General features: G+C 71.2%; 11 protein-coding genes. 7 read left to right on the top strand and 4 right to left on the bottom strand.

The window, feature by feature from the left end; translation table 11 throughout:
* Positions 1-3: 3 nt before the first annotated feature.
* The 3 genes from ACZ7L9_RS03035 to ACZ7L9_RS03025 form a co-directional block, all read right to left on the bottom strand.
* Positions 4-1,251, bottom strand: coding sequence for a substrate-binding domain-containing protein (locus ACZ7L9_RS03035; protein ID WP_471412020.1), 1,248 nt, complete (start codon positions 1,249-1,251; stop codon positions 4-6).
* Between the two features lie 243 nt (positions 1,252-1,494).
* Complete coding sequence (locus ACZ7L9_RS03030) at positions 1,495-1,845, bottom strand: DUF4190 domain-containing protein (RefSeq protein ID WP_471412018.1); 351 nt, start codon at positions 1,843-1,845, stop codon at positions 1,495-1,497.
* 122 nt (positions 1,846-1,967) lie between these two features.
* Positions 1,968-2,576: a TetR family transcriptional regulator gene (locus tag ACZ7L9_RS03025; RefSeq protein WP_471412016.1), complete on the bottom strand. Its 609-nt coding sequence runs from the start codon at positions 2,574-2,576 to the stop codon at positions 1,968-1,970.
* A gap of 229 nt (positions 2,577-2,805) precedes the next feature.
* Here ACZ7L9_RS03025 and ACZ7L9_RS03020 point away from each other — a divergent pair, with 229 nt between their 5' ends.
* The 5 genes from ACZ7L9_RS03020 to ACZ7L9_RS03000 all read left to right on the top strand — a co-directional run bounded on the left by ACZ7L9_RS03020 (position 2,806) and on the right by ACZ7L9_RS03000 (position 10,186).
* Positions 2,806-4,152 carry a glycosyltransferase family 4 protein gene (locus ACZ7L9_RS03020; protein WP_471412014.1) on the top strand — a complete coding sequence of 449 codons (1,347 nt, stop codon included), beginning with the start codon at positions 2,806-2,808 and terminating at the stop codon, positions 4,150-4,152.
* A 63-nt stretch (positions 4,153-4,215) separates the two neighbouring features.
* The gene (locus ACZ7L9_RS03015) at positions 4,216-4,971 is read left to right on the top strand and encodes a class I SAM-dependent methyltransferase (RefSeq protein WP_471412012.1); all 756 of its coding nucleotides are present in this window, start codon (positions 4,216-4,218) and stop codon (positions 4,969-4,971) included.
* On the top strand, positions 4,968-6,038 hold the full coding sequence (locus ACZ7L9_RS03010) for a prenyltransferase (protein WP_471412010.1): 1,071 nt from the start codon (positions 4,968-4,970) through the stop codon (positions 6,036-6,038). The genes ACZ7L9_RS03015 and ACZ7L9_RS03010 overlap by 4 nt, the downstream gene beginning before the upstream one ends.
* Before the next feature lie 407 nt (positions 6,039-6,445).
* On the top strand, positions 6,446-9,229 hold the full coding sequence (locus tag ACZ7L9_RS03005) for an SdrD B-like domain-containing protein (protein ID WP_471412008.1): 2,784 nt from the start codon (positions 6,446-6,448) through the stop codon (positions 9,227-9,229).
* Between the two features lie 117 nt (positions 9,230-9,346).
* Positions 9,347-10,186 carry a hypothetical protein gene (locus ACZ7L9_RS03000; RefSeq protein WP_471412007.1) on the top strand — a complete coding sequence of 280 codons (840 nt, stop codon included), beginning with the start codon at positions 9,347-9,349 and terminating at the stop codon, positions 10,184-10,186.
* A 108-nt stretch (positions 10,187-10,294) separates the two neighbouring features.
* Here ACZ7L9_RS03000 and ACZ7L9_RS02995 read toward each other — a convergent pair whose 3' ends face one another.
* On the bottom strand, positions 10,295-11,635 hold the full coding sequence (locus tag ACZ7L9_RS02995) for a right-handed parallel beta-helix repeat-containing protein (protein ID WP_471412005.1): 1,341 nt from the start codon (positions 11,633-11,635) through the stop codon (positions 10,295-10,297).
* Positions 11,636-11,692: 57 nt separating this feature from the next.
* Here ACZ7L9_RS02995 and ACZ7L9_RS02990 point away from each other — a divergent pair, with 57 nt between their 5' ends.
* Together ACZ7L9_RS02990 and ACZ7L9_RS02985 are read left to right on the top strand one after the other, a co-directional pair.
* A complete protein-coding gene (locus tag ACZ7L9_RS02990) occupies positions 11,693-12,904 on the top strand; it encodes a Dyp-type peroxidase (protein ID WP_471412003.1) in 1,212 nt (403 codons plus the stop codon).
* A 98-nt stretch (positions 12,905-13,002) separates the two neighbouring features.
* Positions 13,003-13,779 (top strand): maleylpyruvate isomerase family mycothiol-dependent enzyme, encoded by a 777-nt coding sequence (locus ACZ7L9_RS02985; RefSeq protein ID WP_471412001.1) that lies wholly within the window; start codon positions 13,003-13,005, stop codon positions 13,777-13,779.
* Positions 13,780-13,840 lie beyond the last annotated feature (61 nt).

Here is a 13,840-nt window from a genome sequence, read left to right as displayed (position 1 = left end):
CGGTCAGCCCGCCGAGGGCTTGGCGGGCGGTGCCACCTCGTCCATCGGCGCGGTGCTCACCAGCTCCGGCAGGGCACTGGGGCCCTTCCCCTTGAGCTTCGCGACGAACATCGGCTGCACCAGCGCGTGGTCCTCGGCACGGACCTGCTCCTTGCCCTTCACGCCGTCGAAGCTCCAGCCCTCCAGGGCCTTCACCATGGCGGCGGAATCGGTGGCGCCGCCCTCCTCGACGGCGCGCACGACCATCTGCGCCGCGGTGAAGCCGTCGGGGGTGAACAGGTCCGGGGTGCCGCCGGCCTCGGTGACGGAGTCGATCATGGACTTCTCCACGGCGTTGCCGCCGCCCGCCCCCGGGAAGTAGTGCGCGAGGAAGGACACCTTGGAACCGGCGTTCCCGAAGACCGGGTACGAGGCGGTTCCGGCGAGCCCCGTGACGACCTTGCCCGCCCCCAGCACGCCCTGCTGGTCCAGCGCCGTCCACAGCGCCGGCGCGGTGGAGCCGGCCCAGGCGACGAAGACGAGATCGGGCCCGTCCGCCTTCACCTGCCGGGCGAACGGGGTCAGGTCCGTGGCGCTGGGCGGAGCCAGTACGGAACCGACCTTCGCGCCCTTGGCGCCGAGGACGGCCTTCACCGCGGCGACGTTCGCCTGGCCGAAGGTGGAGTCCTGGGCCAGCACCGTGACCTTCTTGCCCTTGGCCTCGCCGAGCATCGCCCCGGCGGTGAGGATGTCCTGGTAGGACTGCCGGCCCGAGCGGAAGGTGTAGTCGTTGATCCCGGTCACGGCGTCGGTGGCGGCCGGGCCGCTGATGTACAGCACCTTGTTCTGGGCGGCGAGCGGCGCCATCTGGAGGGCCACCCCGGAATCGGTGGTGCCGGCCAGCACCTTGTAGCCCTTGCCGATCAGGTTCTTGGCCGCGGCGACCGCCTTGCCCGGGTCTCCCGCGTCGTCCTGCTCGGTGACCTCGATACGGTGCCCGGCGACCTTGCCGGTGCCCTTCGTCGCGTAGTCCAGGCCCGCCATGAACCCGTCGCGGTACTGCTTCCCGTAGTCCGCGAGCAGCCCCGTACGGGAGTAGACCAGGCCCACCTTCACGCTCTGGTCCTTGGCGCCCTTCCCGGACGCGGAATCGTCCTCGCCGGCCTTTCCGGCGGCGGTGCACCCGGCCAGCAGGAGGCCGGCCGAGGCGAGCGTGACGACGGTGACGAGGGATCTGTGGTGACGGACGGTTCCTGTGGCTCTGCGACGCATGGTGACCGGCTCCTCGGCGTTTACCTGTGATGTCGCCGAACCGTATGAACACCGCGCCGCCGTCGACATGGTGCAGGGCACCTCACCTGACGCGGTGCACATGTGGGGGCCGCACACGCAGGCCGAAGCCACGGGCCTGGGCCAGGGGCGGAAACCGGCCGCGCCCGGGGGACCGGATCGTACGGTCCTTCCGGGCGCGGACGGGGCGCGGCTCCGACATGTCGGTGCCGCGGACGGCGGCCGTCAGGCGGCGCCGATCGCCTGGAGTGTGGCGACGAGCGCGCCGAGCGCGGCGAACGCGATGCCGATGATGCCCATGACGATGCCGGCGACGGCCTGGCCCCGGCCTCCGCCCTCGCCCCGGTCGGCCATGCGCCGGGCCGAGACGCCGAGGCACAGCGCGATGATCGGCAGGATGATCGGGATCAGCACCAGCCCGAGGATGCCGAGCACCATCGAGGCCGTCGCCTTGCCGCTGGGCAGCGGGGCGCCACCGGGGTACCCGTAGCCGGCCGGGGGCTGCACGCCGTAACCCGGTCCGCCCGGGGCCTGCGTCCCCATCGCGCCGCCTGCACTGCCTGACTGGTCAGCCATGTTTTCCTCTCCATTGGTGCTGGTCATGACCATGATAAGGAGAGCTTTGTGGCGCTTTCGAACAGGACGGTGAGAGATGTGTGATGAAAGATTCTCGATCCGCTGCCGCGGTCGGACGGGCCCTACGCGTCCCGCGGTGCCGTCACGTCGATCAGCCGGCACACCGTTTCGATGTCTATCTTCACCTGGGCGATCGACGCCCGCCCCGACAGCCAGGTGATGAGCGCCGAGTGCCAGGTGTGCTCGATGACCCGGACCGCGGACAGCTGCTCCGGCGTCGGATGCTCCAGGCCCATCGCGTCCAGGATGATCGCCGTCGTGATCCGGGAGACGGTGTCCACCTCCGGGCTGACGCTGCGGTCCGCGAAGGTCAGTGCCCGCACCATCGCGTCCGCCAGATGCGGTTCGCGCTGAAGAGCGCGGAACGCCCGCATCAGGGTGTCGGCGACCCGCTGCGCCGCGTCGTCCCCGGCCGGCGGGCGTTTGTGCAGCGTCGTGTGCATGTGCTGGAGCTGGTCCTGCATGGTGGCGACCAGCAGATGGATCTTGGACGGGAAATAGCGGTACAGCGTGCCCAGGGCGACCTCGGCGGCCTCCGCGACCTCACGCATCTGCACCGCCTCGAACCCGCCCCGGCCTGCGAGCTGGGCGCTGGCGTGCAGGATGCGACGGCGACGGGCTTCCTGTCGTTCCGTCAGGGGCGGCGATGCCTGCTTGGCTTCCGCTGTCATGTGTCCCCATCCATGGCTTCTGTCCGCAACCGGAGGGAGGCGCTCGGTCTCCCGGCGGCGCACAGCATGCCAGGGTGCCGGTCGTGGCGCGAATCACCCGGTCCGGCCGTTGCGCCGACGCTACCTGCCGGTAGATTCGTAGCTCATTGAACGATCCAGTCTGAAACTTGTTCTAGATTAGCGTGAGCGGTTACGCTCCGGCGGACACGCAGTGAGAAGGGGGCCGAGTGTGACCGCTGAGGCCATAGAGACGGGCCCCCGCACGGGCAGCGGCGCGTCGGGCAGCCCCGACGACCGTCCGCTGCGCATCGCACTCCTCACTTATAAGGGCAATCCTTTCTGCGGCGGTCAGGGCGTCTACGTACGCCACCTCGGCCGCGAGCTCGCCCGCCTCGGCCACAGCGTCGAGGTGATCGGCGCCCAGCCCTATCCGGTGCTCGACGAGGGCGTCCCGCTCACCGAGCTGCCGAGCCTGGACCTCTACCGCCAGCCCGATCCGTTCCGCACCCCGAAGCGCGCCGAATACCGGGACTGGATCGACGCCGCCGAGGTCGCCACCATGTGGACCGGCGGTTTCCCGGAACCGCTCACCTTCAGTCTCCGCGCCCGGCGCCATCTCGCCGCCCGACGCGGTGAGTTCGACGTCATCCACGACAACCAGACCCTCGGCTACGGCCTGTTGGCGGATCTCGGTGCCCCGCTCGTCACCACGATCCACCACCCCATCACGGTCGACCGGCAGCTGGACCTGGACGCCGCCGCAACCCGCCGCCGACGCGCCTCCGTGCGCCGCTGGTACGCCTTCACCCGCATGCAGAAGCGGGTCGCGCGCCGGCTGCCCTCGGTGCTCACCGTCTCCGGCTCCTCCAAGCAGGAGATCGTCGACCATCTCGGGGTGCGCCAGGACCGTATCCAGGTCGTGCACATCGGCGCGGACACCGAGCTTTGGTCGCCCGACCCGTCGGTCGCCGAGATCCCCGGACGGATCGTCACCACCTCCAGCGCCGACGTTCCGCTCAAGGGCCTCGTCCACCTCGTCGAGGCGCTCGCCAAGCTCCGTACGGAGAACCCGCGGGCGCATCTCGTGGTCGTCGGCAAACGGGCCGAGGACGGACCGGTCGCGCAGGCCATCGAGCGGCACGGACTCCAGGACGCAGTCGAGTTCGTCAAGGGCATCAGCGACGCCGAACTCGTCGACCTGGTGCGCGGCGCGCAGATCGCCTGCGTCCCCTCGCTGTACGAAGGCTTCTCGCTGCCGGCCGCCGAGGCCATGGCCACCGGCACGCCGCTCGTCGCCACCACCGGCGGCGCGATCCCCGAGGTCGCGGGCCCGGACGGCGAGACCTGCCTGGCCGTACCGCCCGCCGACGCCGGGGCCCTGGCCGACGCGCTCGCCCGGCTGCTCGGCGACCCGGAACTGCGCGCCCGGCTCGGTGCGGCGGGCCGCGCCCGAGTGCTGTCCCGGTTCACCTGGAAGCAGGCCGCCATCGGCACCGCCGCCCGCTACCGCGAGGCGATCGCCGCCCGCGCGGCCACCACGCGCGCCGGAACCACGCGCTCCGGCGGCCGTCGTTGACACCGCCGCCCTTCCTCGTCGTCTCCGCCAACCGATCCCCCTCGACCGCGAAAGCAGGCATTCGTGCTGACCGTGGACTTCACCCGCTTCCCGCTCGCCGCAGGTGACCGGGTGCTCGACCTGGGCTGCGGCGCGGGACGCCACGCCTTCGAGTGCTACCGGCGCGGCGCCCAGGTCGTGGCCCTCGACCGGAACGGCGAGGAGATCCGCGAGGTCGCGAAGTGGTTCGCCGCGATGAAGGAGGCCAAAGAGGCCCCCGAGGGCGCCACCGCCACCGCGATGGAGGGCGACGCGCTCAACCTGCCGTTCCCCGACGAGTCCTTCGACGTCGTGATCATCTCCGAGGTGATGGAGCACATCCCCGACGACAAGGGCGTGCTCGCCGAGATGGTCCGGGTCCTCAGGCCCGGCGGCCGGATCGCGATCACCGTGCCGCGCTACGGCCCCGAGAAGGTCTGCTGGGCGCTCTCCGACGCGTACCACGAGGTCGAGGGCGGCCACATCCGCATCTACCGGGCCGACGAGCTGCTCGGCAAGATCCGGGGTGCCGGACTCAAGCCGTACGGCACCCATCACGCCCATGCCCTGCATGCGCCGTACTGGTGGCTCAAGTGCGCGTTCGGGGTGGACAACGACAAGGCGCTGCCGGTCCGCGCGTACCACAAGCTGCTCGTCTGGGACATCATGAAGAAGCCGATGGCCACCCGGGTCGCCGAGCAACTGCTCAACCCCGTCGTCGGCAAGAGCTTCGTCGCGTACGCGACCAAGCCGCACCTGCCCGTGGCCGCCACCGAGGACCTCTCCAAGGCCGAGGCGTGACCACTCCCGAGCAGACCGAACACCTCGTACTGCCCGGAGTCCTCACCGCCGAGCAGGCCACCGAGACCGTCGCCGCCCTCCTCGCCGCGCAGTGCGACGACGGTGCGCTGCCCTGGTTCCGCGGCCACCACCTCGACCCGTGGGACCACACCGAGGCCGCCATGGCCCTCGACGCGGCCGGCGAGCACGCTGCCGCGGAACGCGCGTACGACTGGCTGGCCCGGCACCAGAACGAGGACGGTTCCTGGTACGCCGCCTACCACGACGGCGACCCGGAACGGCCGACCGACCGCGGGCTGGAGACCAACTTCTGCGCGTACGTGGCCGTCGGCGTCTGGCACCACTACCTCGCCACCGGCGACGACGCGTTCGTCGACCGGATGTGGCCGACGGTCTTCGCCGCCGTCGAATTCGTGCTGCGGCTCCAGCGGCCCGGCGGGCAGATCGGCTGGAAGCGCGAAGCCGACGGCACCCCTGTCGACGACGCGCTGCTGACCGGCTGCTCCTCCATCCACCAGGCGCTGCGCTGCGCACTCGCCATCGCCGAGCGACGCGAAGAGCCCCAGCCCGACTGGGAGTTGGCGACCGGTGCGCTGGCCCACGCGATCCGCAACCACCCGGAACGCTTCCTCGACAAGAGCCGCTACTCGATGGACTGGTACTACCCGGTCCTCGGCGGCGCGCTCACCGGAGCGGCCGCCAAGGAGCGGATCGAGGAGGGCTGGGACCGGTTCGTGGTCCCCGGCCTCGGAGTGCGCTGTGTGCTGCCCAACCCGTGGGTGACCGGCGGCGAGAGCTGCGAACTCGCCCTGGCCCTCTGGGTGATGGGTGAGTCCGACCGCGCGCTGGAGATCCTCCAGTCCATCCAGCATCTGCGCGCCGACGGCGGCATGTACTGGACGGGGTACGTCTTCGAGGGAGACCGGGCGTTCTGGCCGGAGGAACTCACCACCTGGACCGCCGGTTCGCTGCTGCTCGCTGTGGCCGCGCTCGGCGGCGACGAGGCGACCACGGCGGTCTTCAGCGGCGAACGGCTGCCGTGTGGACTGGAACCGGACTGCTGTTAGTGCCGGGAGGGGCACTTGCTTGATCTTTGGCGTCCGGCGTCGCACGGCGCATCGGACTTGATCACTCGGTCCGGTAACTGCCGTACGCCAAAGCGGCCTTCGTTCGAACATGTGCTTCGAGCAAGGAACACGCACGTCCAGCACGAAGGCCGCGAGGATGAGTCTGCTGCCTCACGATGCCCGCCAGGAGACGTTGGCGGAACTGACGGCCGTTTCCGCCGCCCCGCCACCCCGCCCGCGATGCGCGCAGAGACCGTTGCATGAAGGTTTGGCGGAGGCCGAGTTCGCCATTCCGCCACGATCTTGCCCAAATCGCTTTTAAGATCGCTGGCAAGGCGGTTCTCCGCATCTCCAGGTATTCCCTCACCAGAAGGGCTGCAGGCCCTTATGAATACTGAGAGCAGGGCATGACATCTACGAATGAACAAGCGAAGGGAGCCGCGCCCGAGCCGCGTCGGCGGCGTCCGGGCATGCTCGGTCGCCGCACCGTCGGCTGCGTGGCCGCGCTCGCCTTGGGAATCGGTAGTGGCTCGTTAGCCGTGGCGCCCACGGCGTACTCGCAGGCAGGGGACGGATCGGTGACGGTCCGGGTGATCCGGGCCGTGGACACCAGCGGCGTGTGGACGCCCGCGCTGGAACCGGGCATCGCGGGCGTCAAGGTGACCCTCACCGACGACGCCGGGGCCGGCATCGAGGGGGTTACGGCGGCCGACGGCACCGTGACACTGACTCCGGCCACGGGCAAGACCACCGGCGGCAAATACCGTGTGCAGGTGGTGAATCCGAAGCCGGGTGTGCTGTTCCCGGCCTTCGCCTCGCGCCAGGGGCTGGACGGTGCGCCCAACCAGTTGAGCAGCAACGAGGAGTTCGTCGACCTCTCCGGCGAGAAGAGCGTGGCGTACACCACCGGGCTGTGGAACCCGGGTGACTACTGCCAGAAGAACGCACCGCTGATGACGACCTGTCAGCCCGCCACGCGCGAAAGCGGGGCTCAGCGCACGCTGGTCTCCTTCCCGTACGACGCACGCGGCCAGGACGGCGTCGACGTCAACGTCACGAACATCGCCACCAACGCCGAGACCGGCACGCTGTTCGGCATCGCGTGGAACAAGGCCGACAAGCGGGTGTTCTCCTCGGCACTGGCCAAGCGCACCACGGACTACGGTCCGGGCGACGCCGGCGGGATCTACGTGACCGACAGCGCGCAGAAGAAGACCACCCTCTTCACCGTCGTCCCGGACGCGGGGGCGACGGCACACGGCCCGGGTACTGACGACGCCTTCCTCACCGCGCCCGGCAAGGAGAGCCTGGGCGGCATCAAGATCACCGATGACGGCAAGGACCTGTTCGTCGTCAACCTCAACAACCGCAAGCTCTACCGTTATGACGCCACGGTGGCGACCGCGGCGGCGCCGAAGGCCGTCTACACGATCCCGGACCCGGGCTGCCCGGCGGCCGGGGACTGGCGCCCCTTCGGCCTCGGCCTGCATGACGGCACCGGCTACCTCGGCGGGGTCTGCTCCGGCGAGTCCACGGGGAAGGTCTCGGACCTGCGCGCGGTGGTCATGCCGTTCGACCTCGCCACCGGAGCGTTCCAGAAGCCGGTACTGGACCAGCCGCTGGACTACCCGCGCCAGTCCACGGTCGGCGGGCCCCCGTGCGACGGCGCGGGCTGGTTCCCCTGGACCAACACCTTCCCGACCTCCCAGAACGGCCAGGCCTGCCAGAGCTATCTGGCCCAGCCCGAGCCGGAGTTGGGCGAGATCGACTTCGAGTCCGACGGTTCCATGCTGCTGGCCTTCCGTGACCGCTTCGGCGACCGCGCCCCGGCCGGCCCCGTGCCCGGCTCGGCCGCCAACGTCATGTCCGGTGGCGACCTGAACAAGGCGTGCCCGGCGGACGGCGGGTACGTGATGGACACCAACAACGGCTGCGGGCTCTCCCCCCGGGGCACCCGGTTCTTCGACACCAGCTGGGGTGGTCACCACAACACGGCGTTCGCCGGCATGGCGCTCTCCAAGGCCGAGAACACCATCGCGATCTCCGCTTTCGACCCCAACCACAGCGCCTTCGGGTACGGCACGTCGTTCCTCCAGCGCGATGGCACGCAGGACCCGGAGTTCGGCCTGCGCCTCAACCCGCCGGGAACCGCAGCCCCGTTCGGCAAGGGTGCCTCGATGGGCGACCTGGAGGTGCTCTGCGACCAGGCCCCGCTCCAGATCGGCAACCGGGTCTGGTACGACCCCGAGCGCAAGGGCATCCAGAACCCGGGCCAGCGGCCGGTCGTGGGCGCGACCGTCAACCTGCACGACGAGTCGGGCAAGCTCGTGGGCACGACCGAGACGACGGCGCGTGGCGAGTACTACTTCGACGACTCCAATGTCACCGGCGGCCTGAAGCCGAGGACCAAGTACACCATCCGCCTCGACAAAGCGGCTGACTACGCCAAGGGCGGGCCGCTCCACCAGTGGGTGCCCACGGACGCGGATGTCGGCGACAACCACTTCGTCGACTCCAAGGGAATCGTCCCGCGCGACGCGAAGTTCCCGGAGCGGGCACTGACCACCGGCGGGCCGGGGGAGAACGACCACACCTACGACTTCGGCTTCCGACAACAGGAAGGCGTGCTGCGCCTGGTCAAGCACGACCAGGACGGCAAGCCGCTGGCGAAGGCGAAGTTCCAGCTGTGGAAGGAGACGAATGGTTCCGACGGCTTGCAGGCCACCGGGACGGAGCCGGACACGCCGGTCGACAAACCCTGTCTGACCGGGACCGACGGCATCTGTCAGGGCGCCGGCGCGCCGGGGACGTACTACTGGCAGGAGGTCAGCCCGCCCGAAGGGTACGCCGTACCCGATGTGGCGGTGTTCGGGCCGCTGGTGCTGACCTCGGACAACCTCGACGAGGGGGTCTCGGTGACCGCGGTCAACCAGCGGCTGCCCGGCCCCACTCCGACGCCGACGCCGACGCCGACGACGCCGGCACCGGACACACCGGGCAAACCGGGTTCACCGGGGGCTCCAGGCGCACCAGGCGCACCGGGTGCACCGGGCCACGCACCCAACTCGGGCCTGGCGTCCACCGGCATGAGCCAGGCGGTTCTGCTGGCCCTGGCCGGCTGCGCCGCGCTCACCGCCCTCGGCGGGGCTCTGGTCGTACTGATGCGCAGGCGAAGGGCACAGCACCGCTAGCCCCGAAGCGGGGCGACCGGCACCGGTGACCCTCCGGGCCGGACCGGGCGGGTTCGCGGACCAGCGGTTCGCGAACCCGCCCTCCTGTGTGACCGACCGACGAGAGAAGGCGACTGCATGGCTCGGAAGAGGAAGACCGACGGCCGTACGCCGCGTCGGACCCTCTGGTTGAGAACACTGATCGCGATCGCGGTGTGCGGCGCCGCAGCGGGCGGCCTGGCCGCCTACCGGACCTTCGCCGACGACACCGCCACCGAGCGGCCGGTGACGACGGAGGAGGCGTCCAGGCTGGCGCTGTCGCGGCTGAATCTGTACCAGGCCAGTCCCGTGGCGGTGACCCTCACCGCCACCGAGGGCGGCGGAGTGGTGGTGCAGGTCAAGGGGGTCGTGGACTACCGAACCCACCGGGCCGTGGGGAGCTACCAGGTCACCGGGGCCTCCGGTTCCTCCGGGACCTCCGGAACGTCCGGGCCCGCCACCGGGCAGCTCGACCACGGGCTGATCGTCTGGGACACCGGCGGCCTCGGCCTGGCACCCGCGCCCAAGGGAGACAACAGACCGCCCTGGCAGCAGGCCGAGCACATCCCGCGGTCGGGCTGGTCCGCGCGCTCCTACACGGCCGATCCTCTGGATGCCGGGCTCCGGTTGCTGATCGGGCTGGGCGCGGACCGCCCCGACAACCCGCTGTTGCTCGCACAGTCCGGAGCTCGCTGGCTGGAGCGTGATCGCATCGACGGCCGCAGCTACGACCGGTTCGCCGGGCCGCGCGCCCAGGGTGTCACGCCCAGTGCGGGACCCGACGGCGGACGGTCGCCGCTGACGTACTGGGTCGACGGTGACGGCGGCCTGCGGCGGGTGACGATGCGGATGTCCGGCCTGGGGACCCCGACCACCGTGGAGTTCTCCGGGCGCGACGGCCGCGCGAAGCTCCCCGAGGCGCCGTGGGCCACCAGCTGACATCCCCGTGCCGATGCGCCCCTGCTTCCGTGGGTGCCGACGACGCTCCTCGGCCCACCCTTCGGGGCGGCACGGTGAACGGGGGCCGAGTCCACCGGAGCACCGTGCTCAGCGCGAGTGCGGCACGGCGTCCGCGTCCTTCGGGAGCGGGTACGCGGCCGCGTCGACGGCCCCCGGCAGGCCGGTCGCCGGGCTGCCCGGGGCCGTCGGGTCCGGCATGGACGGCTGGGCGGGCGGGGCAGGCACCTGACTGAACGGGACACCGGGCGGCGCCTGCACCGGCGTCGTCCGGCCGGCGGGCAGCGCGCCCCGACCGTGGATGCCGCAGCCCGCGCGCCCCTCCAGGTCGTCCGGGCTCTGGGTGGCGGGCCGGTTGCCCGCGAAACAGTTGCCGGGGTCGGCTGAGGCCAGCACGAGGTCGGTGCCGTTGCCGGTGGAGCGGTTGCCCTCGACGCGATTGCCGCTCGCCGGATGCCCCGGCGGGTCGGTGACGACCACTCCGGCCGCCCGGTTGCCCCGGACCAGGTTGCGCTGGACGCGGTTCGCGGTGCCGCCGCCGATGCCGATGCCGATACCGAAGCCCCCGTCCGCCTGCTCGGGCGTGTCGGCGGCGTTGTTGTCGGCGACCACGTTGCCCGCGATCACCGCGCCGTGCTGCGGGGCGAGGGCCTCCAGGTCATTGGAGTTGACCGTGACGCCGACCCGGTTGCGGGCGACCCGGTTGCCCAGCACAGACAGGCCGTCCGAGGCATTGGTCAGTTCGATGCCGACCGCGTTGCGCTCCACGGTGTTGCCCCGGACGACGGTATTGCAGGGCTTGCACTGGCCGACGTACACGCCGGAGTCGGCGTGCCCGGAGGCGTAGGAGTCCTCGATCACGCCGTCGCGCGCGTCAAAGGCGTAGATGCCGTACAGGCCGTTGTTGTATGCCGTGACCCGGGTCGCGCGGAAGCCCCGGACGGCAGGGAAGCGGGTGGTGTCCAGCGGGTCGTAGGCGGAGCCGCCGGCGCCGCGCTGCTGCAACCGCTCGTCGGTGACGCCGGTGAACAGCACGCCGTTGGCGAGGTAGCCGTGCACGGTGAGGTTCTCCACCACCGAGCCGGCGCCGGTCACCGTGATGCCGTTGGCCAGACGTACACCGCCGTCGAAGACGACCTTGTTGCGGTCCGTTCCGCGCAGCACCACGCGGGGCCTGGTGACGCGCACGCTCTCCCGGTACACGCCCGGGCCGATCAGCACCGTCTCGCCCTCACGAGCGGCGTCCACCGCCTGCTGCACCGAGGGGAAGTCCTGCGGAACGCGCAGCACGCTCCCGGCCGGATGCCGCGAATCGGTGGACGTCGACCCCGTTGCGGAGCACCCGGTGGCCGCCATCGCGACCGAGACGACCAGCACCGACAGAAGCAGCGCCGCCCGGAACACCGCCGCCGGGACTGGCGAACGAGTCAACAGGCGTTCTACAGACAGGATTTGCATGGCAGATGTTTTATCGTCTCCAATAGGCGTATGCCCACCGAACAGGGAAATGTGCAGGATCCGTCCCGACCCGCGGCAACAGGTTTCGGGCGGCGCCGGGCACTGCTCGCCGCCGGAGCGGTGCTCGCCGCCGGGATCGGCGCGGCGGCCGACGAACTGGTGAGGGACGACCGGACAGCCGGCCGTGCCACCACCGGCGCCCCGCCGACCGAGGCCGCGATTTCCTTCCACGGTGTGCGACAGGCAGGTGTTACGGCGCCTCAGCAACCGGCGACGCATCTGCTTTCCTTCGACCTCCCGCAGACCTCCGCCGCCACCGACCGGAAGACCCTGCGCAGCGTCCTCGGCGCGCTGACCCGCACGCTCGCCACCGCAGCCTCCGCCGCCCCGGCGGACCCGCGACTCCAGGGCGGAGGCGCGTCCCGGCTCACGTCCCTGGTCGGCATCGGCCCCGCCCTCGCCGCCCGGCTCCGCCTCAACGTCCCCCCTTCCTTGGGCGAGTTGCCGCCCTTCCCCGGCGACCGTCTCGACCAGCGCCGCAGCAACGGCGATCTTCTGGTCCAGCTGTGCGCAGCCGACCGCTGGACCCTCACCATCGTCGCCGAACTCGCCGGCAGGGCCGCGCACGCAGCCGGCGCCGTACCGCGCTGGACCCAGTCCGGCTTCCTGGCCCACACGGCCCCGGGCACCACCCCGCGCAACTTGTTCGGCTCCAAGGACGGCACCGCCAACCCCGATCACGCGGCGGCCGAGCGGTGGGTCTGGGGCCCATCCGGAGCCCACCGGAACGGCACCGTGCTGGTCTACCGCAGGATCCGCATGGACGTCACCGGCTTCGCGGCCCTCCCCGAGGGCCGACGCGACCAGGTGATCGGCCGCCGTGCCCGCGACGGCGTCCCCCTCAGCGGCACCGCCGAGCATGACGAGCCGGACGTCTACGCCAAGAACCCCGACGGTTCCTACGTCATCCCCGCCACCGCCCACGTACGTCTGGCCAGCCCGCGCTTCGACGGCGGCGCCCGTATGCTCCGCCGCAGCTACAGCTACGACGACGGCCCGGCCGACCGCGGCCTGCTCTTCTGCGCCTTCATGCGTGACCCCGCCCAGTTCACCCGCGTCCAGAACCGCCTGGCCGCCCGCGACGCCCTCACCCCCTTCCTCCAACACCGGGCCTCGGCCGTGGCCTACGTCCTGCCCGGCACCGCACCCGCCGGGACTCTCGGTGAACAGCTCTGGACATGAAGTCCGCCTCGCTCCCTCCTCACAAGGTGCCCACCACCGTGCAACTCGCCGGACAGGCAATGGGCGTTCGGATCTCCGGTCGTACTAGGGTGCGAGCCATGGGATCACTTTCACATGACCTCTACTGCGACGAGATCGTCCACCGCACCGACGCGTTGAGGACGGTGCTGCGCGGCGCGGATCTCGGGGCGACGGTCCCGACCTGCCCCGACTGGACCCTGCGCGACCTCGCCGTACATGTCGGCGGAGCCCACCGCTGGGTCGGTGAGATCGTCCGCACCCGGGCCACCGAATCGGTCCCGAATGAACGGGTACCGGGCTTCAGGCCCGAGGGCGACGACCCCGCGGAGCTGGACGCCTGGCTGGCGGAGGGCGCGGCGAAGACCGTCCGGGCGCTGCGGGAGGCCGGGCCGGACCAGGAAGTGTGGTCCTGGGCGTGGGAGTCGAGCACGGGCTTCTGGGCGCGCCGCATGGCGCACGAGACGATCGTCCACCAGGCCGACGCGGCGCTCACCGTGCGGGCCGGGTACGAGGTGGCGCCGGAACTGGCCGCCGACACCATCGAGGAGTGGCTGGAGATCGTCGCCTTCGTGCGCGCCGCCGGTGGCGGGGAGGACGCCGAGCCGACCGGCTCCAGGCACTCGATCCATCTGCACGCCACGGACGTTCCGGACGCCGAGTGGCTGATCGAGTTCGACGAGGACGGTTTCGGCTGGCGGCGCGCCCACGGGAAGGCGTCCGTGGCGCTGCGCGGCCCGCTCACCGACGTGATGCTGGTCTTCAACCGGCGCCTCCCGGCGGACAGCGACCGGATCGAGGTGCTGGGGGACACGGAGGTCCTGGACCTCTGGCTGGAGCGCGCCACGTTCGGCTGAGCCCCACGGCCGCCGCCCGGTTTCCGTCCGCCACCCGGTTCCGTCGCTGTGCGGGCGCGGC

The organism is Streptomyces sp. NPDC111516 (genome assembly GCF_055635345.1).
This window is presented reverse-complemented; position numbering and strand designations above follow the sequence as displayed.

Bases quoted from the DNA above. Each gene is read 5' to 3' on its own strand.
- ACZ7L9_RS03035 (WP_471412020.1), bottom strand. From the start codon at position 1,251: ATGCGTCGCAGAGCCACAGGAACCGTCCGTCACCACAGATCCCTCGTC.
- ACZ7L9_RS03030 (WP_471412018.1), bottom strand. From the start codon at position 1,845: ATGGCTGACCAGTCAGGCAGTGCAGGCGGCGCGATGGGGACGCAGGCC.
- ACZ7L9_RS03025 (WP_471412016.1), bottom strand. From the start codon at position 2,576: ATGACAGCGGAAGCCAAGCAGGCATCGCCGCCCCTGACGGAACGACAG.
- ACZ7L9_RS03005 (WP_471412008.1), top strand. From the start codon at position 6,446: ATGACATCTACGAATGAACAAGCGAAGGGAGCCGCGCCCGAGCCGCGT.
- ACZ7L9_RS03000 (WP_471412007.1), top strand. From the start codon at position 9,347: ATGGCTCGGAAGAGGAAGACCGACGGCCGTACGCCGCGTCGGACCCTC.
- ACZ7L9_RS02990 (WP_471412003.1), top strand. From the start codon at position 11,693: ATGCCCACCGAACAGGGAAATGTGCAGGATCCGTCCCGACCCGCGGCA.
- ACZ7L9_RS02985 (WP_471412001.1), top strand. From the start codon at position 13,003: ATGGGATCACTTTCACATGACCTCTACTGCGACGAGATCGTCCACCGC.